This window comes from Paenarthrobacter sp. 2TAF44, from assembly GCF_052114885.1.
GTDB lineage: Bacteria > Actinomycetota > Actinomycetes > Actinomycetales > Micrococcaceae > Arthrobacter.
The window spans coordinates 148,156-172,920 of the sequence record NZ_JBFRFP010000005.1 but is presented as its reverse complement, the minus strand read 5'-3'; the positions used below and the strand labels follow the sequence as shown (position 1 = coordinate 172,920).

Annotated in this window: 16 protein-coding genes and 1 tRNA gene; 4 read left to right on the top strand and 13 right to left on the bottom strand. The window is 63.0% G+C overall.

The window, feature by feature from the left end; translation table 11 throughout:
• Positions 1 to 441 precede the first annotated feature (441 nt).
• From AB4Z15_RS07595 to AB4Z15_RS07565, 7 genes are all read right to left on the bottom strand, one after another.
• On the bottom strand, positions 442 to 3,105 hold the full coding sequence (locus AB4Z15_RS07595; RefSeq protein WP_442016783.1) for an AAA family ATPase: 2,664 nt from the start codon (positions 3,103 to 3,105) through the stop codon (positions 442 to 444).
• 38 nt (positions 3,106 to 3,143) lie between these two features.
• Entirely contained in the window at positions 3,144 to 5,885 is a 2,742-nt protein-coding gene (locus tag AB4Z15_RS07590; protein ID WP_442016782.1) for a LuxR C-terminal-related transcriptional regulator, read from the bottom strand.
• Positions 5,886 to 6,028: 143 nt separating this feature from the next.
• Positions 6,029 to 6,613 carry an aminoacyl-tRNA hydrolase gene (gene pth, locus AB4Z15_RS07585; RefSeq protein ID WP_442016781.1) on the bottom strand — a complete coding sequence of 195 codons (585 nt, stop codon included), beginning with the start codon at positions 6,611 to 6,613 and terminating at the stop codon, positions 6,029 to 6,031.
• Positions 6,614 to 6,752: 139 nt separating this feature from the next.
• Positions 6,753 to 7,325: a 50S ribosomal protein L25/general stress protein Ctc gene (locus tag AB4Z15_RS07580; RefSeq protein ID WP_442016780.1), complete on the bottom strand. Its 573-nt coding sequence runs from the start codon at positions 7,323 to 7,325 to the stop codon at positions 6,753 to 6,755.
• Positions 7,326 to 7,630: 305 nt separating this feature from the next.
• Complete coding sequence (locus AB4Z15_RS07575; protein ID WP_159697849.1) at positions 7,631 to 8,611, bottom strand: ribose-phosphate diphosphokinase; 981 nt, start codon at positions 8,609 to 8,611, stop codon at positions 7,631 to 7,633.
• Positions 8,608 to 10,113, bottom strand: coding sequence for a bifunctional UDP-N-acetylglucosamine diphosphorylase/glucosamine-1-phosphate N-acetyltransferase GlmU (gene glmU / locus AB4Z15_RS07570; RefSeq protein ID WP_442016779.1), 1,506 nt, complete (start codon positions 10,111 to 10,113; stop codon positions 8,608 to 8,610). Before glmU ends, AB4Z15_RS07575 begins: the two co-directional genes overlap by 4 nt.
• Positions 10,114 to 10,237: 124 nt before the next feature.
• Positions 10,238 to 10,309: transfer RNA gene (locus tag AB4Z15_RS07565), tRNA-Gln, on the bottom strand.
• Positions 10,310 to 10,572: 263 nt separating this feature from the next.
• On the opposite strand from AB4Z15_RS07565, the gene AB4Z15_RS07560 reads away from it, so the two are divergent.
• Positions 10,573 to 11,172 carry a TetR/AcrR family transcriptional regulator gene (locus AB4Z15_RS07560; protein WP_442006309.1) on the top strand — a complete coding sequence of 200 codons (600 nt, stop codon included), beginning with the start codon at positions 10,573 to 10,575 and terminating at the stop codon, positions 11,170 to 11,172.
• 552 nt (positions 11,173 to 11,724) lie between these two features.
• Here the strand turns inward: AB4Z15_RS07560 and AB4Z15_RS07555 are convergent.
• The 5 genes from AB4Z15_RS07555 to AB4Z15_RS07535 all read right to left on the bottom strand — a co-directional run bounded on the left by AB4Z15_RS07555 (position 11,725) and on the right by AB4Z15_RS07535 (position 17,821).
• Positions 11,725 to 13,554, bottom strand: a complete 1,830-nt coding sequence (locus AB4Z15_RS07555; protein WP_442016778.1) for an ABC-F family ATP-binding cassette domain-containing protein — start codon at positions 13,552 to 13,554, stop codon at positions 11,725 to 11,727.
• 36 nt (positions 13,555 to 13,590) lie between these two features.
• The gene (locus tag AB4Z15_RS07550) at positions 13,591 to 14,583 is read right to left on the bottom strand and encodes a 4-(cytidine 5'-diphospho)-2-C-methyl-D-erythritol kinase (protein ID WP_442016777.1); all 993 of its coding nucleotides are present in this window, start codon (positions 14,581 to 14,583) and stop codon (positions 13,591 to 13,593) included.
• Positions 14,580 to 15,461 (bottom strand): 16S rRNA (adenine(1518)-N(6)/adenine(1519)-N(6))-dimethyltransferase RsmA, encoded by an 882-nt coding sequence (gene rsmA / locus AB4Z15_RS07545; protein WP_442016776.1) that lies wholly within the window; start codon positions 15,459 to 15,461, stop codon positions 14,580 to 14,582. Before rsmA ends, AB4Z15_RS07550 begins: the two co-directional genes overlap by 4 nt.
• A gap of 26 nt (positions 15,462 to 15,487) precedes the next feature.
• Positions 15,488 to 16,630, bottom strand: a complete 1,143-nt coding sequence (locus tag AB4Z15_RS07540) for a transglycosylase family protein (protein ID WP_442016775.1) — start codon at positions 16,628 to 16,630, stop codon at positions 15,488 to 15,490.
• 294 nt (positions 16,631 to 16,924) lie between these two features.
• The gene (locus AB4Z15_RS07535) at positions 16,925 to 17,821 is read right to left on the bottom strand and encodes a TatD family hydrolase (RefSeq protein WP_442016774.1); all 897 of its coding nucleotides are present in this window, start codon (positions 17,819 to 17,821) and stop codon (positions 16,925 to 16,927) included.
• 158 nt (positions 17,822 to 17,979) lie between these two features.
• On the opposite strand from AB4Z15_RS07535, the gene AB4Z15_RS07530 reads away from it, so the two are divergent.
• The 3 genes from AB4Z15_RS07530 to AB4Z15_RS07520 are packed head-to-tail and all read left to right on the top strand — an operon-like array spanning position 17,980 to position 23,126.
• Complete coding sequence (locus tag AB4Z15_RS07530) at positions 17,980 to 19,068, top strand: AAA family ATPase (protein ID WP_442016773.1); 1,089 nt, start codon at positions 17,980 to 17,982, stop codon at positions 19,066 to 19,068.
• A 12-nt stretch (positions 19,069 to 19,080) separates the two neighbouring features.
• Positions 19,081 to 20,634 (top strand): DUF58 domain-containing protein, encoded by a 1,554-nt coding sequence (locus tag AB4Z15_RS07525; protein ID WP_442016772.1) that lies wholly within the window; start codon positions 19,081 to 19,083, stop codon positions 20,632 to 20,634.
• On the top strand, positions 20,631 to 23,126 hold the full coding sequence (locus AB4Z15_RS07520) for a transglutaminase TgpA family protein (protein WP_442016771.1): 2,496 nt from the start codon (positions 20,631 to 20,633) through the stop codon (positions 23,124 to 23,126). Before AB4Z15_RS07525 ends, AB4Z15_RS07520 begins: the two co-directional genes overlap by 4 nt.
• Positions 23,127 to 23,256: 130 nt before the next feature.
• On the opposite strand, the gene AB4Z15_RS07515 is transcribed toward AB4Z15_RS07520, so the two are convergent.
• Positions 23,257 to 24,738 (bottom strand): NAD-dependent succinate-semialdehyde dehydrogenase, encoded by a 1,482-nt coding sequence (locus AB4Z15_RS07515; protein WP_442016770.1) that lies wholly within the window; start codon positions 24,736 to 24,738, stop codon positions 23,257 to 23,259.
• Positions 24,739 to 24,765 lie beyond the last annotated feature (27 nt).

Sequence of the window (24,765 nt, the reverse complement as noted above, 5' to 3'; positions counted from 1 at the left end):
TCCGGGAGAATTTAGGCTTCCGCGAGTTTGCGGGATCCCTGGCCTAGAAGCCGGCGACGGCTGGGGGGAGAGTCTCGGTCTCAGAAGACTCTGTCGCCGCCGGCTTCGTCCAGGGCCGGACCGCCTCTCGACGGCCGGAGCACCGGCTAAAAGAGACCACCGATGCGGTATTTCGATATGGAATTCGGGGGATGCTTGGGGCTTTCCTTCCTTCCAAGATCAGTTAACCGCGTGACGGAAATCAGAACACCAGTAATCGGTACTCGATTAGTAGGGCGGTTTCCAGGCCCCGATACTCTGTTGTACTCAGTACCTTGGAGGGGCACTACTTGGTCCCGCCGGGGATAAGGCCCGGGTTACTCCATTGATTGGTGGTAATGGGTGCAATACCGCGTCCACGTGGTGCTTGCGGGCGTCGGAGGCTACTCAAATTGCCGTGCGTCAATTGCGGACAGCAGCCCCAAGGTCCTCGCGCCGGCGGATGCCCAGCTTGGCATAGCTGCGGTACAAGTGGCCCTCCACCGTGCGGACGGAGACCATGAGTTTCTCTGCGATCTGACGGTCAGTGAGTCCGGAAACGGCCAGCGCCACAATATCCTGCTCCCGCCGGGTCAGGGGCACGGACCGGTCTACCTCGGTGTGGGGGTCGTGGACCTGCGTGTCCCCAAGGCTGGCCTCGCTGACGTCGCGCAGCACGGCCGCCTGCCGCGCCTCCGGGCGCTTGCCCTCGGCATCAAAGGCGATGGCGGCCTTGTCGAAAGCTGTGGCCGCTGGCCCTGGCATGCCTCCAGCGGCCAGCAGATTGCCCGCGTTAACGAAAGCATCGCCGGCGCCGTCCACCTGGGCGGTCGCCAGCATGTGCCAACCGCCTGCCCATGCCCCAGCCATTGACGAGGCAGTCTCCCGGATCGGGTCCATTACGTGCTGGTCCCCCAGCTCTGCCCTGAGGACCAGGTTCTGGAGCAGGACGCCCGGAAGTTGATGCAAATGCGTGGAATCAGGGAGGCTCCGCAGCTTCTCCAGCCCTGTTCCTTTATTCAAATGCTCCTTGGCAGCAAGGGTAAAGATCTCAGCCAGGGCTTCAACATAGGCGCCACCGGCAGCCGGGACCACTACCGTATCCACGGACAGGCGTTGGGCCAGTTCGTTATTTCCCGACCTGGCGGCAGCATAAAACGCAAGCGCGTTGCCCAGACGGCGCAACCTCTGCGGGTCCTTCACGCGGAGGGCCTCCACCGCGGGCGTCAGCACAGCGCTGGCTTGTTCCAAACGTCCCTGCCGGAGCAAGGACAGTCCTTTGAGCGCCTGGATGTCGCCGCCGAACGTTATAAGCCCCATGGCGGAGCTGGCGGCATAGCGGTTCAGCGCGGCTTCGGCTGCCGCCCAGTCACCGGATTCCAACGCGGCCAAGGCATAGCGGACCAGGATGAAGTCAGTGAAGTACAGGAGGTCGTCATGGTGTTCATCCAGCAACACCAGCGCTTCCCTGCCCATCTCCAATGCCTGCACCGCCTGGCCCTCCACCATCAGCAACTCGCACTGCATGGCCAGCAGGAAAAGCTGGTTCATGACGAAATCCGGCTCGTCCACGGCAAGACCGGCCTGGAACGTGGCAAGTCCCTCGCGCAGCTCCCCATAGCGGCCGTCATGGGCCAGCGCCGCCAATTCCAAAGCTGCAGCATGCCGTCGAATTTGCTGGACCACAGGGTCCTGGACGTTGCGGCCCGCCACTAGCGCGTCAGCGGCCGAGTGAGCGTCCGCCAGAATGTCACCCGAGCTGTCCCCCATTGCGGACCTTGCAGCCCCCCACAGCAGTCCGGCACCCAAGGGCCCGGACGGATCGGCGTCCAGGAACCCTGCGTCTTCCCCGAGCAGCTGCACGGCACTGCGGTAGTCGCCGTCGTTGTATTTGACCATTGCCATGACGGCACGGGCACGAGGACGCAGCGCTTCGGAGCGAACCTTGGCAGCGGCCTGCAGCGCGAGTGGATTCTGCAGGAGTTTTGCGGCGAGGAACGCCGCCCGCAGCAACTGTTCGTCCTCGACGTCGGCACCACAGTCCAGCGCCCAACTCACCATTCGAAGCAGACCCTCCGCCGTGGAGGGTTCCGCGGGCAGGTGCTGGACCATACGCTGGCGGATCTGGAGGCTGCGGGCGGGCGAAACGATGTGGCGAAGCGCCTCACCATACATCGGGTGCCACATTTTCACCGGGCTACCGGCGCCATTACTGGAAGTCACGAGCCTGTTGTCCATCAGCGACCGCAGCGTATCCCTGCCCACAAGCGCGTCGAGTACAGCGGCGGGCACGGGTTCGGAAAGGGCGATGATGTACATCGCCTCCCGTTCAGCCTCGCTGGTTCGCAGGACTTTGTTCCGAACCACTTCAGAGAGGCCCTCGCCGGCGCCGGAGAGGGCACTCGTGAGGAACCAGACGCCATTTCGGCGCACCAGGTTTCCGTCAGCCTTTGAGTCTTCCAGGAGGCAACGGAGCAGCAGGGGGTTCCCCTCCGAAACAGAATGTAAGACATCTGTGGTGCTTGCCATGACCGACCCACCCAGGGTTTTCCCTGCGAGCTCGGCCACTTCTTCCTTTTCCAGGGGATGGAGTTCGAAGCGCTCTGCCAAGCCGTCGTACCAGAGCTGGAGCAGGGCAGGAGGCAGCCCGGGCCGTGGCCTGCTGGTAGCCACGAGCCGCGCCCAGCCAGCCGTCACCAACTCGGCCAGAATCTGGCTGCTGGCCTCATCGAGGTCATGGGCGTCGTCCACTACCAAAAGGAGCCTTGCACCTTCGCTTCCGCGCCTTTTCTCGAACTGGGACCAAAACTCGCGGAGGATAGCCACTGGCGACGTGGCCTGTTCCACAGGCAGGTCCAGGAGATACGGCGCCAGGACACCGAAAGGAACAGCGGACAGGGCGGGGCTGCCATGGATCCGCATCACCACCATTTCGCCGGCCAAGCGGGCGGCGATCTCTTCGGCCATGGCCGTTTTACCGATGCCGGGGTCGGCAAGGAGCAGGACGGCGCCCGCCCCCTCCTGCCTCAATATTTCAGTCGCCAGGTCCAACTCCGCGTCCCGGCCAACAAGGAACTCAGCCTGCATGGGCACGCACCCGGTTGACGGAAACTACACTCCTCAACTCACAGGAGACCATTGAGCTCGCCTCGCGATGAGACGCCGAGCTTGGTAAATACTTGGTACAGGTGTCCTTCAACGGTCCGCACAGACACCCCAATATCCATAGCGATTTCACGATTGCTGACACCCTTTCCGGCCAGTTTGGCAATTTGCCGTTCACGCTCGGTCAACACCGGTGCGTCGCTTCGTGGTTGGATCGGCAACGCCGAGACCGATTGTTCCAGACGCTCAAGCCTAAGCTGCGCGGTCCGGGCAGCCGTGGTTTCACCGGCATTGCGGGCAAAGTCCAAGGCCATGGCCACGCACCTGGCTTCCACCACCAACAAATCCAGTGCAGCTGCGGCGTCGGCGGCAGCCAGGAGAGAACGCGAACTCCGTTTCAGGGATCCCCGGGCAAGGTCGCGGGCGATCTGCGCCAAAGGGCCTTGACGGTTCTCGGCAATTTCCTCCAGCAATTTGTACTCGGCGTCCGTGCCCTCCACTGTGGCGCCAAAAAGGCAAATCCCGGCCGTTGTAAAGCGACGCTTGTCGATGTCCTGCTGGACCCTGGCCAGCAGCCGCGGCTTGACGTCCGGGTCCCCCATCCATCGCCCTGCCATTTCAGCGCAGAACTCGGCAACGGACTCGGAGAAATATGTCCCAACACCCCGGCAAGTGCGGTACAGGTCAAGGTACCGTCCGGCTTCGAGTGAATTGCCCAGCTGTGCATAGGCAAAGGCGGTAGCAGCGTAGGCAACCTTGACCATGTTCATGGCCGGGCGAAGCTCAAGCTGGGCGGCGGCGGAGCGCAACGGTTCGATCGCGCTGGAGGGCTTTCCGGCGTAGGCGTAGGCAAGGCCCACGCCCAGTTCGGTGATTGCACCGCGATACTGCAGGCGCGAAGGTGTGGAGGGCGTCCGCCGCATGAGCTCGATGCATTTCCGCCATTGTCCGGAGAGCAACAGCACTCCGAAAGCCTCCCGGGCGAAGGACTCCTCCAACTGCGCCGGCCTGTCATTGTTCCCCAGCTGCCGGGACACGGTACGTGCCAGTTGCTGCGCTTCCAGTTCCCGGCCCATCACGCATCGGGTTTCCATGAGGCAGAACGCGGACTTCAGCCAGTGTTCCCGGTCATCGGCCGGGTCCTTGACCAGTTCCTTTTCCAGGTCCTCGGCCACAGCTGCGTACTCGCCCATATACGCCTGGTATTCGTAGTTGCAAAGAAGGAGCCTGTTCCGGGCCCGCGTGATCAGCTCCGGCGCGTAGGCCTCCGGATTCGAAACCATGGCCTCCAAGGTTTCACTTGCCGCCGTGATCACGCCGGGCACCATTGCCGAACGGCCGTCAATCCATGTCATGGCCTGGCATTTCGCAGCTGTTACTTCGGCAAACTCCATGGGGTCCAAAGCTGCAATGTGCGCCTCTGACACCTCATCCAAGGCCTGGGCAGCGTGCAGGGGCAGATCCAGCATGAGGTAGGCAGCTGACTTCAGTCGCTGCCCCGCCACCCACTCGGGGTCCTTCGGATCCAGTGACAGCGTGCATTGGATGGCAAAGTTGGGATCGTAATCATCCAAGGCAGCCCGTCCTGCTGCCAGAGCATGCCCTGGCGACGGAGACGGTTCGTCCTCACAGGCGTGCATCCAGGCGGCGTAGCTCAGCAGATCCTGTGGAGCCAACCCACCCAGCTCCGGCTCCTTGGGTCCAAGAAGCATCAACCTCAGCTCGCGACGCCGCCGCGTACTCAGCCAGCCCCGGACAACCTCACCGACGTAAGCATCGCGAAGGGAAACCCAGTGCTCGCCGTTCCGATCAACGGTGAGCAGCCCGGATTCCTCCATCTCCACAAGCACTTCTGTGCCAAAGATTGCAGCCAGATCCACCAGTGTCGCGCGCTGCGCGCAGGCCAGGACCTCGACGACGGTCCGGTTGGCCTGCGGTTCGCGCGCCAACCTGGAACGGACAAAGTCCTCCACAACGGTGGCGCCTTCAAGCTTGATACGGTCCCTGAGCGTCCACACGGAATCGTTCAGGACGAGGTTGCCGGAATGGCGTTGCTCATCCAACAGCGCGTGCAGGAGCATCGGATTCCCACCGACGGCGGAGTGGAGTGAGCCCACCAGCGTGGAGGAGACGTAGTGGCCCAGTACCGAACCGAGAACCTGCTTCGTCTGTTCTTCACTAAGCGTATTCAGGTGGACCTCGCCCAGTTGCTCCTCAAGCACCAGCCGATGAAAATCAGCGGGGAGATCGCTGGAGCGTTGAACAGTGGCGATCACCTTTGCCGTTCCAGTGGCCATCAGATTCAGCAGCACGCCTGTACTCATGGGATCCATACCGCCAGCATTGTCCACGATGAAGACAGTCTGGCGGCCCGCAGCTTCTGCACGGATCAGGGACGTAATCGCATGGAGAATGCCCGTGGGTGAACTGACGGCCTCGGACGGCAGTCTCGCCAGGAGGAATCCGAGGCACCCGTAGGGGGTCTGGCCATTGGCAACCGTGTTGCGCAATTGCAGGCTATGGATTTTGGGGCCAAGGGAAGAAATTACTGCCCGGGCCAAGCCCGACTTGCCAATTCCCCGTTCGCCCGTGAGCACCACGCCGTACGATTTCGGGGACTCAAGGTGCTTGGTGGCCCGGGAGAGATCCTGGCTCCTGGCCAGCAGTGACCATGTTTGCCGATCGGATGGACCGCCCACAAGGTCCGGAGCCGCAGCCCTCGCTGCGCCTCCACCGCCTCTGTTTAGCAACTCCGCCGACATTCGCATCCTTCGCTACAACATCCGCGACAGTCCCCCACCGCTTACCTGCGTACCATGCACACTACCTCCGGGCGCCGACAGTTTGGTAGGGCTAAGGGCGCCTCGAATCATCAGGCTTTCCTCAGGCTTTCCTCAAGATTTGCTCAAGTTCTTGCGGCATGATGCTTCTGCTGCGCCGCCAACAGCCCCTCATTGACCAGCAGTTCCACCGCGTCAGCCGCCTCGTCCAGCAGAAACGGCAATTCCTTCTTCTCGGCCGTTGCGAAATCCCGCAGCACAAAATCAGCGGTATCCATACGTCCCGGAGGCCTGCCCACCCCTACCCGCACGCGCAAATAGTCCTTTGTTGCCAGCGCCTTGGAGATGTCGCGGAGGCCGTTATGACCACCCTCACCGCCACCTATCTTGAGCTTGACCGTGTTGAAGGGAATGTCGATCTCATCATGGACGGCAATAACGTGGTCCGGCGCGATGTCGAAGAAATTGCTCAAGCCCGCCACAGGACCACCGGAAACGTTCATGTAGGTCATCGGCTTGGCCAGTACTACGCGGGGTCCGCCTATCCCCAGCCGACCCTCTACTACCTGGGCCCTGGCCTTGTGGGTCTTGAACTTGCCGCCCATCCGCGATGCCAGCTCGTCAAGCACCATCTGGCCCACGTTGTGCCGGTTGTTGCTGTACTCACTGCCGGGGTTGCCGAGGCCAACTATCAGCCAAGTGTCACTCATGGTCTCATCCTAGGGAGTCTTGTCAGGGAATCGGGTCAGCGATGGGGGTCCCGGAGTTGCGTGGGACGGAAGAAGAAAGTGGCCGGGACCCAAGGGGTACCCGGCCACTCAAAAGGCGTTTGCCTTACATAGTCAAAGACTACTCAGCTGCTGCCGTGGTTTCTTCTTCAGCTTCAGAAGCGGTCTCGGAGATACGGACCACCAGGGTGTCGCCTTCAGTGAGCAGGGTGGAACCCTTCGGCAGGACGAGGTCCGATGCGTGGATGTTCTCCCCAGCCTTGCGGCCTTCGATGTCAACCTCGACGGCGGTAGGCACGTGGGTTGCCTCGGCCTCAAGGGAAACCGTGGTGGCTTCGAGGCTGGCAACAGCACCCGGAGCAACTTCACCGGAAACGTGGATGGCGATGTCAACGGTAACCTTCTCGCCAGCCTGGACGGTCTGGAGGTCAACGTGCTCGATGATCTGCTTAACCGGGTCGCGCTGGATGTCCTTGACGAGCGTCAGGTGCTGCTCGCCGTCGACGTCGATCGCCAGCAGGGCGTTGGAAACGCGGACAGCCAGCGTGGTGGCGCGGCCGGGCAGGTTGATGTGGATCGGCTCTGCGCCGTGGCCGTAGATGACAGCCGGGATCTGGCCGGCCATGCGTGCACGGCGGGCAAAACCCTTGCCGAATTCGGTGCGCAGTTCTGCGGTGAGCTTCTGCTCAGACATGTGTACTCCTTGATTACTGTGGCGTCCGGGAAATTCCGGACAAGTCGATCAGCAAGGGCGGAGGTCTGTGGACCTTCTACGCCCGGCGATCGTTGCTGTCCAGCAGCAAAGCCCGCCTGTGTCGAAGGAGATGCAGACCCAGTCGATAACGGAGACCCGCAATTCCGGTTCAAAACGCGCACCGGATGTGCTCTCCCTCGCCAAGGTATCCCCAAGAGTTTACCAGCGGATGCCTGCATTACTGAAAACGGGCCATCCGCACGCCCTGGAGGCAGCGGATGACCCGTGATGTCAGCAGTCCGGCGTCAGGCTTTGCCGTCGAACAGGCTGGTGACGGAACCGTCGTCGAACACTTCACGAATGGCGCGCGCGATCAACGGTGCGATGGACAGCACCGTGAGCTGCGGGAAGCGCTTCTCTGCCGGGATGGGCAGGGTGTTGGTGACAACAACTTCGCGTGCGCCGGAATCAGCGAGGCGCTGCGCTGCGGGGTCCGAGAAAACGGCGTGCGTGCACGCGATGATGACATCCTTGGCGCCAGCGTTCTTCAGGACCTGGACGGCGCCGGAGATGGTTCCACCGGTGTCGATCATGTCGTCAATAAGCACGCAGGTGCGGCCTTCAACCTGGCCAACAACGGTCTTGGAGACGGCCTGGTTGGGCACCGTGAGGTCGCGGCTCTTGTGAACGAATGCCAGCGGGGCACCGCCCAGTCGTTCCGCCCACTGTTCGGCCACGCGGACGCGGCCGGTGTCCGGCGAAACAACGGTGATGTTGTCCGCCTCCACCTTGGTGCGAATGTAGTCGGCAAGCAGCGGGATCGCCATCAGGTGGTCAACGGGGCCATCGAAGAAGCCCTGGATCTGGGAGGTGTGCAGGTCCACGGACATGATGCGGTCCGCACCGGCGGTCTTGTACAGGTCCGCTACCAGGCGGGCGGAAATGGGCTCGCGGCCGCGGCCCTTCTTGTCCTGGCGGGAGTACGGGTAGAACGGTGAAACAACCGTAATCCTCTTGGCAGAGGCGCGCTTGAGGGAGTCGATCATGATCAACTGCTCCATGAGCCAGTTGTTCAACGGGGCCGGGTGGGCCTGGATGACGAAGGCATCCGTGCCACGCACGCTCTCGGCTGAACGGACATAGATTTCCCCATTGGCGAAGTCATAGGCGTCGATGGGCAGGAGCTCGGTCTCCAGCTCCTTCGCGATTTCCTGCGCCAGCTCCGGATGTGCCCTTCCGGCGGCGAGAATCAATTTCTTCTCGCCGTGTGCGGTAATTTCGCTCATGCCTGTTTGCCCTCTTCTGTGGTTGCTGGAGATTGTGAGGATGTGGGGGCGGGGGTCAGCAGGGAGTCCTGCGCGGCCTGCGCCAGCTTCGCGGAGACAGTGCCCGGGCGGTTGTCTTGCACCCAACCTTCGACGTTTCGTTGTGCGGCCAGGCTAAGGGCGAGGGCTCCCGGCGGGACGTCTTTGCGGACGACGGCACCGGCGCCGCTGTAGGCGCCATCACCCACAGTCACCGGAGCCACGAAGACAGTGTTTGAACCAGTCCGCACACCCGAGCCGATCACCGTGCGGTGCTTCTTCTCGCCGTCGTAATTCGCGGTGATGTTGCCACAGCCGATGTTGGTGTCCTCGCCGATTTCAGCGTCACCTGCGTACCCGAGGTGGGAGAGCTTGGAACCACGGCCGATGGTCACGTTCTTGGTTTCGTAGAAGGCGCCGATCTTGCCTGTCTCCCCCAGTACCGTGCCGGGGCGGAGGTACGTGAACGGTCCAACGCTTGCTTTGGCGCCGATAGTGGAACCTGAGCCATGCGTGCGGGTCACTTTGGCCCCTTCGCCAACGTTGACGTCCGTCAGCGTCGTATCGGGACCCACGACGGCGTCCCTCGCCACCGTGGTGGAACCGTGCAGTTGCGTATTGGGCAGCAAGCGGACGTCTTCATCGAGCGTCACCGTGGAATCGATCCAGATGGTGGAAGGATCCACCACGGTCACGCCCGCCCGCATCCAGGACTCGATGATGCGGCGATTCAGCTCGGCGCCTAGCGCGGAAAGCTGGATGCGGTCGTTGGCGCCCTCAACCTGCCAGCGGTCCTGGGTGACGACGGCGGCAACCCGACCACCGGCGTCGCGCGCCAGGCCGAGGACATCGGTGAGGTACATCTCGCCCTGCGCGTTGTCAGTGGTGACCTGCTTCAGCGCGTTGCGGAGCACAGCGGCGTCGAAGGCGTAAATACCAGAGTTGACCTCAAGGATGGTGTGCTCGGCTTCGCTGGCATCCTTGTGCTCGCGGATGCCGGTGACTGTGCCGTCTTCGGCGCGAAGGATGCGGCCGTAGCCCGAGGCGTCGTCCAATACTGCGGTGAGCACCGTAACGGCGTTGCTCTGGGCTTCATGCGTGGCCACGAGTTCGCCCAGCAATTCGCCGGTCAGGAGGGGCACATCCCCGTAGGTGACAACCACAGTGCCGGTGAGCTCCGCTTCGGCGTCGAGGGCCTTGAGGGCAACCTCCACCGCGCGTCCCGTACCGGGGATCTCGTCCTGGTCAACGATCACGGCTTCCGGATCCAGCGCGGAGACGTGTTCTGCGACGCGATCGCGCTCGTGTCGGACAACTAGGGCCAGCTTCAGGGGCTTGATGGAACGGGCGGCGAGGAGCGCGTGACCCACCATGGAGAGGCCGCCGATTTCGTGGAGAATTTTGGGAGTCCGCGACTTCATTCGCGTTCCGGCACCTGCAGCCAAGACGATGACTGCTGCGGGACCGGTGGTTTCGGGGCTCACGTACTGGCTCTCCTTGCTCGGTTTTGTCCCGGGTAACCCGGCTTCGGAATGCTGCCATTCCAACTATGGACCCAGGCACCGTTCGAGCTGTTCCAGGTACAGAGTGGAGCGCATTTTCCGACCGTTCCGCCCATAGGATTCGAACCTATACTCCACGGCTCCAAAGGCCGGGGTGCTGCCATTACACCAGAGCGGACCGCGCATGCTTGCACCCCCAGGCGGCAGGGCCTGACGGTTTCCCGGATCACCGGGATGCACACACAAGAATCTAGTTTGCCATGACCTTTGCATGGTTCGCGACTTGACCCGCTGCGACGGGTCTCCAGATGCCCTGTTACGGCGCTTCCCGACCAGCCGTGCGGCGGGTTAGGGCATGATGGACACGTGAGCAAGCGCACTGAACTTTCCCGGCCCCCAGCCGGCCTCAAGCCCCTGGGAGACCGCCCTGTACGGTTGCGGATGACGGGACAACAGCGCCGCTCCCAGCTCATCGGCATTGGCCGGGCGCTCTTCGCAGCGAAGGGCCTGGACGGCACCACAATTGAAGAAATTGCCGCCAGTGCGGGCGTCTCCAAGCCCGTGATCTACGAGCACTTTGGGTCCAAGGAAGGCCTCTACCGGCAGGTTGTCGAAACCGAATTCCGGATCCTACTGGACTCCATCACCGAGGCACTGAGCACGGAGGCCAAACCCCGCGTCCTGGTGGAGCGGGCAGCATTGGCACTCCTTGGCTACATCGAAGACCGCACCGACGGCTTCCGGATCCTCATGCGCGACGCACCGCCTTCCCAGCCCGAAGGCGCCTTCTCCACGTTGCTCTCCCACGTCACCGCCCGGGTGGAACACCTGCTCTCCGACGAATTCGCCCGCCGCGGATTCAGCGCTGCCGACGGCGCAATGTACGCTCAGATGCTCGTGGGAATGGTCGCGATGACAGGCCAATGGTGGCTGGACAGCCGTGTGCCGGACAAACGCGCGGTGGCAGCTCACCTGGTGAACCTGGCGTGGAACGGACTGACGGGGCTGCAGAAGGAGCCCGAGCTCCGCTCCGACGGCTGACCCCCATCCCTCTCTCACATCCTGCGGCGTTTTTCCCCACGCTCTCTCACATCCCCACGTCTTTCGCCCCACGCTCTCTCACAACCCCACCCGTCTCCCCCCACGCTCTCTCACATCCCCACCCGTCTCCCCCCACGCTCTCCCACATCCCCACCCGTCTCCCCCCACGCTCTCTCACATCCCCACCCGGGGCCGCTGCGGTCGGACTCTCGTCGCTGGCTTGGGGAGTGTCGGATAAACGGTGGATCCAGGGGTTGGCAGAGGCAGGCCCTATGCGGGAAATGAAAGAGCATCCGCCAAAAATGGGCAGGACGTGAGAGAGCATCCGCCAAAAATGGGCAGGACGTGAGAGAACGTTCAGGGGCGGGGCGGCGGGTATCCGGAAGCGTGCGTCAAAGCGGGGTACGAACCAGCCCAATACCCCCCCCAACCCCCGCCGCATCTGAACCGACGGCGGGCAGCATCGGCGGCTGTAAACATCCGGCAGCGTGCGTCAAAGCGACGAAGGAGCAGCACGCAGAGGATGTTTACAGCCGGCCCCGCGCTACGAAACTACTCGCCGAGGGTTTCGGCGGCCTCCAGCCATTCGAGCTCCAGGCCTTCTTTCTCCCCCAGGAGTTCCTGGAGCTTTGCGTTGAGTTCGCTCAGCGCGTCGAAGTCGCCGGATTCGGACTTCGCGGCCATTTGGGTGTGCAGCTTTTCCTCCTGCTGTGCGATCTTGCCGAGCTGGCGGTCGATCCTGTTGAGGTCCTTGCGGGCTTCACGCTTTTCGGCTTCGCTGGCGCCCGAAGCAACAGGTGCAGAAGCACCGCCACTCGCAGAAGTGGGAGCACCCGAGCCGCCGCCAACGGCGCCGGAAGCCAGCGCCGCCTCGCGCAGTTCGAGGTACTGGTCCACACCGCCGGGCAAGCCGCGGAGTTTGGCATCGCCAAGGAGGGCCATCTGGTTGTCCGTGACGCGCTCCAGAAGGTACCGGTCGTGGCTGACCACCACCAGCGTTCCGGGCCAACCGTCCAGGACATCTTCGACGGCGGCCAGGGTGTCGGTGTCGAGGTCATTGGTCGGCTCGTCGAGCATCAGTACGTTGGGCTCGCCTACCAGAAGCCGCAGGAGTTGGAGTCGACGGCGTTCACCACCGGAGAGGTCGCTGACGGGTGTCCACTGCTTTTCCTTGGTGAACCCGAGCTGCTCCACGAGCTGGCCGGCGGTGAATTCCTTACCGCCTACGCTGAAGGAGCGTTTTTCCCGCTCAATGACCTCAATAACGCGCAGGTCCGAGACGTCGTCGAGCTCCTTCACGTCCTGGGTGAGCACGGCGGTGACCACGGTCTTACCGCGTTTGACTTTCCCGGACGTGGGCTGGATTTCGCCGTTGAGAAGCTTGAGCAGCGTGGACTTGCCAGCCCCGTTGACGCCCACCAAACCAAGTCGTTCGCCAGGGGCGAGCCGCAGGGTGATGTTGTCGAAGAGTTTCTGCCCGTCCGCCCCGTCGACAAAATCAAGGGTCACGTTCTCGAGGTCCAGCACATCCTTGCCCAGCCGCGCGGTTGCCATCTTGCTGAGGGCGACGGAGTCCCGGGGATCCGGTACGTCTGCAATGAGGTCGTTGGCGGCTTCGATCCGGAACTTGGGCTTGGCAGTCCGGGCCGGGGCGCCGCGCCTGAGCCACGCCAGTTCCTTTTTGACGAGCTGCTGGCGTTTACCTTCGACGACGGCGGCCGTCCGGTCGCGCTCTGCGCGCGCCAAAACGTAAGCGGCGTATCCGCCGTCGAACATGTCCACCATGGCGTCGTGGACTTCCCAGGTGTAGTTGCAAACTTCGTCAAGGAACCAGCGATCGTGGGTGACCACCAGGAACGCGCCTTGGTTGGCGCGCCAGCGCGTCTTGAGGTGCTTTGCCAGCCAGGCCACGCCCTCGACGTCGAGGTGGTTGGTGGGTTCGTCCAGCATGATGACGTCGTGGTCTTCGATGAGGAGCTTGGCCAGCGCGACACGGCGTTTCTGCCCGCCGGAGAGGGCATGGACGTTGGCGTGCCAGTCGACATCCCCTACCAGTCCGCCCATGACTTCGCGGATCTTGGGGTTGGCCGCCCATTCGTGGTCCGCGCGGTCGCCGACGATCGCAGCGCCGACTGTCAGGTCGCCGTCGAGCACGTCGCCTTGGTCGAGGTAGCCGACGTTGACGTCCCCGCGTTTGGTGACGCGGCCGGAGTCGGGCGTCGAGCGCAAGGCGAGCAAACGCATGAGGGTTGATTTTCCGTCACCGTTGCGGCCGACCATGCCGATGCGGTCGCCATCCTCCAAACCGAGGGTGACGCCGTCGAGGACAGTGCGGGTCGCGAACGAAACGGTGAGGTTTTCGCCGCCAAGCAGGTGGGCCAATGGGTACTACTTTCTACTGCTGGAATGCGGGAGCTACTAAAGGAGGGTATCGGAGATGATCCGGGCGCCGGGCACGGGTCCGTGGACGGCGACTGCTGTGTGGCCTCGATGGGTCAGCTCTTCAGCGAGGACGCTGGCGGACACCGAGTCCCTGGCAAGCAGTGCGATGGTGGGCCCGGACCCGGACACCATGCCTGCCAGGGCGCCGCGAGCTTCGCCCAGGCCGATGGTGTCCCGGAGCTGTGGGGCCAGGGCGATGGATGCCCGCTGGAGATCGTTGATCAGCACCCGGCTGAGGGTCTCGGGATCGCCGTGGCGCAGGGCCTGGAGGATTGTGGGGTCAACGTCTACGGGTTCGGGGATTTCCACGCCTTCGGAGTCGCGGAGTCCGTCCAGCGTGTGAAAAACGTCGGGCGTGGAGAGGCCGTAGTCGGCAAATACCAGCACCCAATCCATTTGTGCCTTCGCAAGCGCGGGTGACAATTTGTCGCCAACACCGAGTCCGACGGCGGTCCCGCCCAGGAGCGAGAACGGAACGTCCGCGCCCAGTTCGGCTGCCAGGTGGGCAAGTTCCTCGCGGGAAAGGCCGCTGTTCCACAGGGCATCGCAGGCAAGCAACGTAGCGGCGGCGTCGGCGGAGCCCCCACCCATACCTCCGGCAACCGGCACGCGTTTGGTGATTTCAAGGTGGACGCCGGTTGGTTTCTCGGACAGCTCTGCCATGATGGCTGCGGCCTTGTAGGCCAAGTTGCTTTCGTCCAGGGGAATGTCGACGCCGTCCAGGTCCAGCGTGCTTTTGGGGCTGATGCTGACGGTAATTCCCTCAGCTTCGGTGCTGGTGGCCGCCACTTCCTCGTACAAGGAAACGGCCAGGTAGACGCTTGCCACGGAGTGGTAGCCGTCAGGGCGCAACGGACCAACGCTCAGGGAAACGTTGATCTTCCCCGGCGCTTTGACCCGGACAGTTCGGGCATGGAAGCGATCGCCTGCGTATGGCAGGCCGCTGGGTTTGCGGGTGTTCGGACTCATGCGTCCGCTGGGTGGCGGGCTTCGGCGATCCGGACGTAGGCAGCGATGTCCAGGACCTCGCCCCGGGCTGTGGGATCAACGCCTGCGGCAACGAGGCACCGTTCGGCCTCTGCCGCACTGCCTGCCCATCCAGCCAAAGCGGCACGGAGGGTCTTACGACGCTGGGCAAACGCGGCGTCAATGACAGCAAACACTTGCTCCCGGGTGGCGTGGGTGGCGGGTGGGTCATGACGCGTAAAAGCAACGAGTCCTGAGTGGATCTTCGGAGCGGGCCAAAACACGTTCATGCCGATCACGCCGGCCTTGCGCATGTGCCCGTACCATGCGGCCTTGACCGAGGGCACGCCGTAGATCTTGCTTCCAGGAGTTGCTGCCAGGCGGTCTGCGACCTCATCCTGCACCATGACCAGGCCATGCTGCAGGCTCGGGAAGTGTTGCAGCAAGTGAAGCACCACAGGGACGGCCACGTTATACGGGAGGTTGGCCACCAGTGCTGTCGGTTGCACTGGCAGTTCCGTGACCCTCATGGCGTCCGAGAGGACCAGGTGGAAGTTGTCTTCAGCCTCGGGCCGCCATGCACGAACAGTTTCGGGGAGCTTCCTGGCGAGCACGGGATCGATTTCGACTGCAACAACAGTGCGCGCCGCGTCCAGCAGGCCCAGCGTCAGGGAGCCCAGACCTGGACCCACCTCAAGGACGGTTTCCCCGGCGTCGATATTGGCGGCTGAGACAATCCTGCGGATCGTATTACCGTCAATGACAAAGTTCTGGCCCAAGGTCTTGGTAGGGCGGACACCGATTTCCTCGGCTAACCGTCGGATGTCTGTGGCGCCCATCAAAGGCACGACGGCGGCGGGTTCGGAATTCGGTTCAGTCACCTAGGTATCGTATCGCCTGTGCGGGGTCAGGCTGCGTGCGCGCAGCCCCAGTCGCTGAGGCCGTTCCTGGCGTAGAGGCGGTTGGCGATATCAATCTGCTGTGCTTTGGTCGCAAGGTTGGCGGTGGGGGCGTAGGCGCCGCCCCCATTGGCCAACCACGTGGGGCTGGAGAACTGCAGCCCGCCATAGTATCCGTTGCCGGAGTTGATGGACCAGTTCCCGCCGGACTCACACTGGGCGATCCTGTCCCACATGGCTTCGTTCGGGGCGCCGGTGGGACCACTGGAAGTGGCAACCTTGGCAGCGACGGGGCGGGCCTTGGTTCCGACCGCGATCTTTTCGGTGACAGGCTGGGTGGTGACATTGCTGGATACAAGGGTGCGGGAAGCTTCCCGGCCATCCACCAGGACCAGCTTGAACGTCTTCACAACGGAACCTGCAACGCCCTTTTGGGTCACTTTCTCGTCGCCCTTGTAGAGATCGGCACTATCGGTGCTGACGCTTTCGAACGGCACTTCCTCAGTGGCGTCGGCGGTCTTGCTGGTGTCCACGCGGGAGACCTTGATCACCATGTCCTGGATGACCGGTGCGTTGCCGGGCTGGGAGACGCGGTCGCTGGCACCCAAGGTGACTCCGGCGTCCTTCAGGACGGTTGCGACGTCGGGCGCCGTCGTGGTGGTGCTGGTGTCCTTGCCGTCAGCTACCAAGCTGATCGTCTTGGGCGTGGAGATGGAAACGAAGGAGCCGGTAACAGCCAGGGAGGCGTCCTTCGGCTGGGAGATTTCGGAGGAGCTGGCGACTCCCAGTTCACTCACCAGGCCGGCGACGTCCGGCGCGTTGGTGTTGACGGTCTTGCGGGCGCCGTCCAATTCGATGGAGACGGCCTTGGCGAGGTTGATATTGACCACCGAGCCGTTTTCCACCTGGCTATCAAGGTCCGGTGAAACACGGTCTGCGTCCTTCAGCTCGACCTTGGCTGCTTTGACCACTTGGTCAACTGTGCCGCCGAAGGTCTGGATGGAGCTCACCTTGCCATCAACATTCAAGGTGATTGTCTTGTTGTTGCCGACGAAGGCGACTACACCGACCACCAGTGCTACAACAACCAGCAACTGGGCACCGACTTTGAGAAAGCTGAACTTGCCATCCGTTGTGAAGAACTTGATCACGATTGCCCATAACTCTCAGACCATCCGGGCACGGGGAAAAGCGCAAAAAATAATGCCAGCCGCAAAACTGAGGGGCCAGGCAAAAAAGCCTGGTCCCACCCTCTGCTGCCGGCATCTGCGCCGCCAAATACATTCAACTAAAGAGCCCGGACGGATCCGGGCCAGTTGTCCGAAGGCCTTCCCCGACCCCGGCTACTTGTTGTACACAGTAACCGATCCGTTATAAACGGACCAAGAATTCTACATACCGGGTATTCATCGCCGTCAGTCCCAGAGGGATTCGAACAGCCCGTTTCAGCCCCACGATCCGTAGGCATTTACGGTATTTTGAGCAAGCCTGGCGCAAAGTTCTGAAAGGTCATCTTCTGTCACTTCCGCCATCGAGCGAACGGTGTATGGCACCATGTAGCTCGCATTTGGCCGGCCACGGTACGGGTGTGGCGTGAGGAATGGCGAATCTGTTTCCACCAGGATCCGGCTGGGCTCGGCAATAGCCAACGCTGCCCTGAGGTTGCCCGCATTCTTGAACGTCATGGTCCCCGCAAAAGACATGTACCAGCCATTGTCATTGCAGATGCGGGCCAGTTCCTCGTCGCCGGAGAAGCAGTGGAAAACCACCCGCTCAGGGGCGCCTTCCTCGTTCAGCACCTGCACCACGTCATCGTGGGCGTCGCGGTCGTGGATCTGCAGCGTGAGGCCAAGCCGCTTGGCGATGTCGATGTGCCTCCGGAAGGAATACCGCTGATGTGTCAGGCCCTCACCGTGGGTTCGGAAGAAGTCCAATCCTGTCTCGCCGATGGCACGGATCCGTGGGTGGCCGGCCAGTTCCTCGATCTCTGCCAGCGCCGATTCCAGTTCCCCCCGCCCCGCGTAGGCGGGTGCGTCGTTGGGGTGGATGGCAACGGCTCCCAACAAGCGGGCATCGGCCTGGACAGCTTGCACTGTGAAGCGGGACGATTCCAGGTCGCAGCCAACCTGGATGGCCCCTTGGACACCAACAGCCTCGGCGGCATCCATGGCATCCGCAACGCCGACTTCGATCAATCCATGCCGGAAGTCCAAGTGCGTGTGATTGTCCATCACCGGTACGGGAAGCGGTTCCGGGGGTGGCGGGTACTCTTTGCGGGAATCCGATGCTTCTGTTGCACCAGAGGACGCGCGGTAGGGAGCGGGGGCGAGGGAATTGCACATGTTCCCACCTTAATCGGACCGCGGTCCCCCATGCTTGGAGACAAATTCCAGTTGGCACATAAATTCCCGGAGCACTATGTCAGGGACGGCCAAAGTCTGGGTAGTCTGGAACGGACAGACGGCCGACACCGGCGTTGGCCACGGCTGAAGGGCAATCCATGGAGTCCAAGCGACAAGTCACCGTTGAACCTACCCGACTTCAGGGCGAGGCGTACAGTGCGCTGCCCCGGGACGCCGCGGCGCTCAACGGACACAAGCCGCAGGTCATGGACGCGGAACGTTTCCACGATGCCAGCGAGCGCATCCTGGCATCCATCAGCAAGGTCATCGATGGCAAGGCAGATGCAGCAAAGCTTGCACTGACGGTTCTCCTGGCCCAGGGCCATCTCCTGCTGGAGGATGTGCCCGGGGTTGGCAAGACCCTGCTGGCAAAGACACTGGCCCGGACCGTGGACTGCACAGTGTCCCGTATCCAGTTCACCCCGGACCTTTTGCCCTCTGATGTGACGGGCGTGTCCATCTACAATCAGTCTTCGCGGCAGTTCGAGTTCCGGCCAGGTGCCGTGTTCGCGAACATCGTGATCGGCGACGAAATCAACCGTGCCTCGGCCAAGACCCAGTCCGCGCTCCTGGAGTGCATGGAAGAGCATCAGGTGACTGTGGACGGGCACTCGTACCAGCTGGGATTGCCGTTCATGGTGGTGGCAACGCAGAATCCCATCGAAATGGAGGGCACCTATCCGCTGCCCGAGGCCCAGCGCGACCGCTTCATGGCCAGGATTTCCATGGGCTATCCGGATAGGGATGCCGAGATCGAGATGCTGGAAACGCATCAGGCGTCCTCTCCTTTGATCAACGTAACCCCGGTGGTCACAGCGGCCGATGTGGCAGCCATGATTGCAGCCGTCCAGCAGGTTTACGTGTCCACGGCCATCAAGGAATACACGGTTGCCATTGGCCGGGCCACCCGTGAAAGTGTCCGCCTTCGACTCGGCGCCAGTCCCCGCTCCTTGCTGCAGTTGCTGCGCGCCGCGAAGGCCACGGCAGCGTTGGATGGACGCGATTTTGTTCTTCCCGACGACGTCGTGGACGTTGCCGAATCGGTACTCGCCCACCGCATCATCCTGGACCGGAAGGCCGCGAGTTCCGGCGATACTCCCCAAACCGTCCTGCGGGGCATCCTCGCTTCCCTCCCGGTCGCCCAGGAACCGCCTGGCGCGTGGCGCAGGGACAAGCAAAGCGCATAGGAGACAGCGGGCATGGCACTCGTGGATCGGCTCCCCAAGCATTTGTTTACCAGCCGCGGATGGGGATTGCTCGCCGCCGGGGTCCTCTCGCTCGTATGTGCGTACATTATGGGCAGGCGCGATCTCCTGACTCTGGCCGTATTTTTGTTGATACTTCCCTTGGTTGCGCTGGCCGGAGTCCGGGTGCTGAAACCCAAGTTCCAGGTGTACCGGGAATTCAATCCCTCCACCGTGGAAACGTCCACCGCCACCACCGTTCGCCTGGCTGTTGCCAGGTCCACGTTCTCCACAGGCCACGTGATCATGGAGGAACAGTTGCCTCCACGGTTCGGCGATCCGCCGGCTTTCCGCTTCCCGGCGCGGACTGCAACAGGCGGCACCAGCCGCTACGAATACCATCTGCGGTCCGGCAAGCGGGGACAGTTCCGCATAGGTCCTGTTACTGCCGAGTTCAGCGACCCCTTCGGCTTGTCGTTGCGGCGTCATGCCATCGACGACGGCGACCTCCTCACTGTGACGCCGGCCGCCGTCGAACTTCCCGTAACGGGACTCGCCGGGGCGCGTGGGAACGATGGCGTAACGGCCACCCGTATCAGGGCGAATCCCAGCGACGACGACATCATGACGCGCGAATACCGGCATGGGGATCCCATGCGCCGCGTCCACTGGCCCGCCACGGCGCGGCACGGACAGCTCATGGTCCGCCAGGAGGAATCGGTCACCACTCCGGAAGCCACCATCATCCTTGACCAACGTTTCGCGGCCTTCGCCTCCGGCAGTAGCTCGGTTTTCAGCTCGCACGACGACGACTCCGACCTCGTGACCAGCCCGAATTTTGAGTGGGTTGTAACAGCGGCGATGTCCATCAGCGCGCACTTGGCCGAACGGAACTACTCGCTGCGCGTCCTGGACGCCTTCGGTAGCCCGGCCTTCATTCGCTCGCCGTCGGCACCGGACCCGGGCGTGGAAGAGTTCAGTGGCGTCGCCGGCCTTCATGCCATTGCCGAAGGCTTGGCCGCCATTGAGTTGAGCGGACCAAAACACCACTGGGTTGACCACCACAGGGCTGAACACCACCGCACGGGAGAAGGTAGTCCGGAGCATGAACAGCGCTCCCGTGAACCCTCTGGTTCTACGGTTCACCGTCTAAATGGGGCAGCGGAGGTACCGGGCCAGGAAAACGTTGATTCCGTCTTCGACGACCGCCTGATGGACAAGCTCGCCGCACATCGTTTGCGCGGCCCGCTCCTTGCCTTGCTTGGCAACCTGACCCTGGCCGAGGCCAAGGCCCTTGCTCCCGCGGCCGGCTATGGCGCCAATGCCTTCGCGATAGTAGTCACGGACCCTCAAAGCAATAACGAGTCCCGCAACCCGGACTCCCGCAACCATGACTCCCGCAACAAGGACGATGTCCTGGAAACCTTGAGGCAAGGCGGCTGGAAAGCTGTCTCCGTCACGTCGAAGACGCCACTGACGGCGGCCTGGTCCGGCTTCGACGAAGGCGGAATAGTCCTAGCCGCCAGTGCGGCAATGGACGTACGGCGCGGAGCGGCGGTGCCACGATGACCGCCACGTCCCATCGTGGGTCCCCCTCAACGTACCCGCGAGGCCTACCGCAACAGGGGGCTGGCGGAGACGCCCCCACTCCTCCCCCACAGCGAGCCCAGCCGCCCGGCCTCTACCCGTGGATCATGGCCGGTTCGGTGGCCGTGGCCGTTCTCGGTTCAGCTCTATCACTGAATGGAGTGTTCAGGGGTTGGGCCTGGTTCATGCCCCTGATCACCACCGTTGTGGCTGTGGCCCTGACGCTGGCCATCCTCAGGACCCTCCGGATCCAGCCTCTGCTTACCACGTTGGGCTCCTTGGCCGCGTTGGCCGGGATACTCAGTTTCACCTTCTGCCGGCAGGACAGCTTCCTGGGCTTTGTCCCCACCACCGGGACGTTTACCGCGGTAGGCCGGCTCATCAAGCGCGCCGCAGAGACAGTTGTGTCGGAGAGTGCTCCAGTGGCACCCAACGCTGGGATTGTCTTCGTCACCTGCGCCTGCCTGGGACTGCTGGTGATCCTGATTGACGCTCTGGCAGTGCCGCTATCGATGCCGGCAGCCAGTGGAATCGGCCTCCTCGCCGTCATGGTGGTTCCGGCAACCATCAAGCCGCAAAGCGTAGGTGTCGCAGGTTTTGTTGGGGCCACCGTGGGATATCTGCTGGTTCTTGGTTGCAGCCATTGGTTCGCCCCTGATGCGAGGCTGCAGTCCGGAGCACCACGAAGTTCCGGCCAGATCAGGCGCTCCCTGGTGACGGGCGCACTGGCACTGGGTTTGGCGTTGGTTGTTCCATTGGCGATTCCAGGGTTTGAAACCGGCACCTTCCCGCAAGGTTCGCGGCTAAGCCCCTGGGGTACCTCGAACGGCCTGAATCCGATGATCACCCTGGGTAACAGCCTGCGGAGTCCCACGGGGGCAGGACGCATCACGTACTCCACTAGTTCCAGCGCCGCCACTTACCTGAGGTCCGTCACCATTGACCACTTCGACGGCGAAACCTGGGCTCCCGATGACCGCTCCGCGTCAAGGCGGAGCGGGGTGGACCGGATAGAGCCGGGCTACTCCATCCAGGGAGAAGTCGTGAATGCGGTGACGTCCATCAACGCGGGTTTGTTCACCAGCCCTTACTTACCGGCACCGTTCGCCCCCGTCTCCGTTAATGGGCTGAACGGCCGTTGGACCTGGGATCCAGCCACCCTGAGCATCATGAGCACCGAGACCAGCACACTGGCACAACGGTATGTGGTCTTCTCGGCCGCACCCAAGATCACGGCACAGGCACTGTCCCAAGCCACGGGTAAGCCAAAGTCCATTTCGGAGGATTTCCTCCGCGTTCCAGGGAACCTGCCAAGCATTGTGCGCCAGACTGCGGAGCAAGTGACGTCTTCAGCAGGCAACAACTACGCCAAGGCGCTGGCCATCCAGAAATACTTGCGCTCCAGTGAATTCACGTACTCCCTTCAGGCTCCGGTCCAAAACGGCTATGACGGCAACGGGCTGTCTGTGCTGGCGGACTTCCTGGCGGTCAAGAGCGGCTATTGCGTCCACTTCGCCTCCGCCATGGCGGTCATGGCCCGAGTGGAGGGCATCCCCAGCCGCATCGCAGTGGGATACGCGCCCGGCCGGCTTACGGGCGAAACTGTCGCCTTGGTAGGTCAGGGATCGTTCCCGGAGTATGAGGTAGACGCCCGTGACGCCCATGCATGGCCCGAGCTCTATTTTGAAGGACTGGGGTGGGTACCCTTTGAGCCGACCCCATCGCGCGGCGTTGTTCCGGAGTATGCCACCGAGTCCTCAGTCCCGGGCGGCTTGAGCACCAATGCTGACGAGAAGGACGTTCCAGGCACCGCAGTGACGCCTCCTCCGACCACTGTTCCGCTGCCGGGAGGCGACGCGCAAACTGCCGGCTCTGCTCCAAGTGACCCCCTGCCAACGGTTATTGCCACTATTTCGGCAGTGCTGTTGCTCGCGGCTTTCCTTGGCTCGCCGAGGCTGAGCAGGGTAATCCGGCGACGCCGCCGGCTAAATCCCAAGGAACCAGCGGATCGGGCATCACGGGGTCACCATGATTCCGCTGCCCTCGCATGGGCAGAGTTGCAGGACCTCGCCACGGATTATGGGGTGCCGTCCACGCCCAGTGAGACGCCAAGGCACTTTTCCGCCCGGCTCCGTTCAAGTTCCATTCTGGGTGAGGCCGGAGGTCTCGACGACGCCGCTCATGCCGCCGTCGCTTCACTCACCGCGGACTTCGAACGGCAACGTTATGGTCGCCCGATGGAGGCCGCCTCGCCGGCGGCGGCCAGGATCGCCGTCGTGCGTGAATCGTTGCGGAACAATACCAGCTGGCTGGTTCGCTTCCGCGCCAACTGGCTGCCGCCGTCGCTCATGCGCCGGTGGTTCCACGCACTCGGTGCCCCCTTCCGCGCGGTGGGGTCCCTGTTCCGGCGGACGGGGCGAGGGATTGCCAGATCCTGGCGCGCAGTCAGGGGACTTCTTCCGCAACGCCGCTAAGACCGCAAACACCACAACGGCTCGCCCGGGAACAGCAAAGGGCCCGACTCCGGAACTTATGGTTCCGGCGTCGAGCCCTTGCTTGTCTCTACCGTTCTTGTTGCGAGAGCGGTGGACGGGACCCAGGGACCTAGTCGGCGTAAGGGTCAGCGATACCTACGTACTGGGTGTAGAGGTACTCTTCGATGCCTTCGGAGCCGCCTTCGCGGCCCAAGCCGGACTGCTTGACGCCACCGAACGGTGCAGCGGCGTTGGAGATGACGCCGGCGTTGAGGCCGAGCATGCCGGTCTCGAGCTTTTCGCTGACGCGGAGGCCACGGTTGAGGTCCTTCGTGAAGACGTAGGCAACCAGGCCGTATTCGGTGTTGTTGGCCAGGCGGATGGCGTCGTCTTCGGTGGAGAACGTGACGATCGGGGCCACAGGTCCGAAGATTTCTTCCTGGAGGATACGGGAGTCGGCGGCGACGTTCTTCAGCACAGTGGGCTGGTAGAAGTAGCCGGGACCGTCGACGGCGGCGCCACCGGTCACTGCTGTGGCACCTCCTGCTACAGCTTCGGTGACGAGGGCGTGAACACCATCGCGGGCCTTGCCGTCGATCAACGGACCAACCTTGGACTCCGGATCAGTACCGCGTGCCGTGGTGAGGGAGCCGATCTTCGCGGCGAACTTCTCAGCGAACGTGTCGGCGATGGACTCGTGCACGATGAAGCGGTTTGCTGCAGTGCAGGCCTCGCCCATGTTGCGCATCTTGGCTGCGATGGCGCCTTCAACGGCCTTGTCCAGGTCGGCGTCCTCGAAGACGACGAACGGTGCGTTGCCGCCCAGTTCCATGGACGTGCGCAGGACCTTGTCAGCGGCTTCGCGAATCAGGGCCTGGCCTACCGGCGTGGAGCCCGTGAAGGAGATCTTGCGGAGGCGGTCATCCTTGATCAACGGGCCCGTGACAGCACCGGCAGTTGAGGTCTGGATGACGTTCAGGACACCTGCGGGAAGTCCAGCTTCCTGCATGACCTGGGCGAAGAGCAGGCTGGTCAGCGGGGTAAGGTTTGCGGGCTTGAGCACCATGGTGCAGCCAGCGGCGACGGCGGGGGCTACCTTGCGGGTTGCCATTGCCAGCGGGAAGTTCCACGGCGTGATCAGCAGGCAGGGCCCAACCGGCTTCTTCTGCACGAGCAGGCGGTTCTTGCCGTCCGGTGCAGCAGAATAGCGGCCCGAAACACGGACGGCTTCTTCGGAGAACCAGCGCAGGAACTCGGCACCGTACGTGACCTCGCCGCGGGCTTCTGCCAGCGGCTTGCCCATTTCCAGGGTCATGAGCAGGGCGAAGTCCTCGGCGCGCTCAGTGACCAGTTCGAAGGCACGGCGCAGGATCTCGCCACGTTCACGGGGCGCAGTGCGTGCCCAGTCAGCCTGGGCGGCAGCGGCGGCGTCGAGGGCGGCGGCACCGTCTTCAGCACCGGCGTCGGAGATGCTGAGCAGGACCTTGCCCGTAGCCGGGTCCTCAACATCAAAAGTCTTTCCGGATCCCGCCGGACGCCACTGACCGTTGATCAGCAGGCCGGTGGGGACGGAAGCCAGCAGTTCGCTTTCGCGTTCAACCGTGACAGTCATGGCGACTCCTTCGTCTTGGGTGCATTG

What these genes read in the sequence shown, in the direction of transcription:
- AB4Z15_RS07560 (WP_442006309.1), top strand. Translation starts at nt 10,573, where the DNA reads ATGACGGGACAACAGCGCCGCTCCCAGCTCATCGGCATTGGCCGGGCG.
- AB4Z15_RS07590 (WP_442016782.1), bottom strand. Translation starts at nt 5,885, where the DNA reads ATGTCGGCGGAGTTGCTAAACAGAGGCGGTGGAGGCGCAGCGAGGGCT.
- AB4Z15_RS07550 (WP_442016777.1), bottom strand. Translation starts at nt 14,583, where the DNA reads ATGAGTCCGAACACCCGCAAACCCAGCGGCCTGCCATACGCAGGCGAT.
- AB4Z15_RS07520 (WP_442016771.1), top strand. Translation starts at nt 20,631, where the DNA reads ATGACCGCCACGTCCCATCGTGGGTCCCCCTCAACGTACCCGCGAGGC.
- pth (WP_442016781.1), bottom strand. Translation starts at nt 6,613, where the DNA reads ATGAGTGACACTTGGCTGATAGTTGGCCTCGGCAACCCCGGCAGTGAG.
- AB4Z15_RS07515 (WP_442016770.1), bottom strand. Translation starts at nt 24,738, where the DNA reads ATGACTGTCACGGTTGAACGCGAAAGCGAACTGCTGGCTTCCGTCCCC.
- AB4Z15_RS07530 (WP_442016773.1), top strand. Translation starts at nt 17,980, where the DNA reads ATGGAGTCCAAGCGACAAGTCACCGTTGAACCTACCCGACTTCAGGGC.
- AB4Z15_RS07595 (WP_442016783.1), bottom strand. Translation starts at nt 3,105, where the DNA reads ATGCAGGCTGAGTTCCTTGTTGGCCGGGACGCGGAGTTGGACCTGGCG.
- AB4Z15_RS07575 (WP_159697849.1), bottom strand. Translation starts at nt 8,611, where the DNA reads ATGAGCGAAATTACCGCACACGGCGAGAAGAAATTGATTCTCGCCGCC.
- AB4Z15_RS07525 (WP_442016772.1), top strand. Translation starts at nt 19,081, where the DNA reads ATGGCACTCGTGGATCGGCTCCCCAAGCATTTGTTTACCAGCCGCGGA.
- AB4Z15_RS07535 (WP_442016774.1), bottom strand. Translation starts at nt 17,821, where the DNA reads ATGTGCAATTCCCTCGCCCCCGCTCCCTACCGCGCGTCCTCTGGTGCA.
- AB4Z15_RS07580 (WP_442016780.1), bottom strand. Translation starts at nt 7,325, where the DNA reads ATGTCTGAGCAGAAGCTCACCGCAGAACTGCGCACCGAATTCGGCAAG.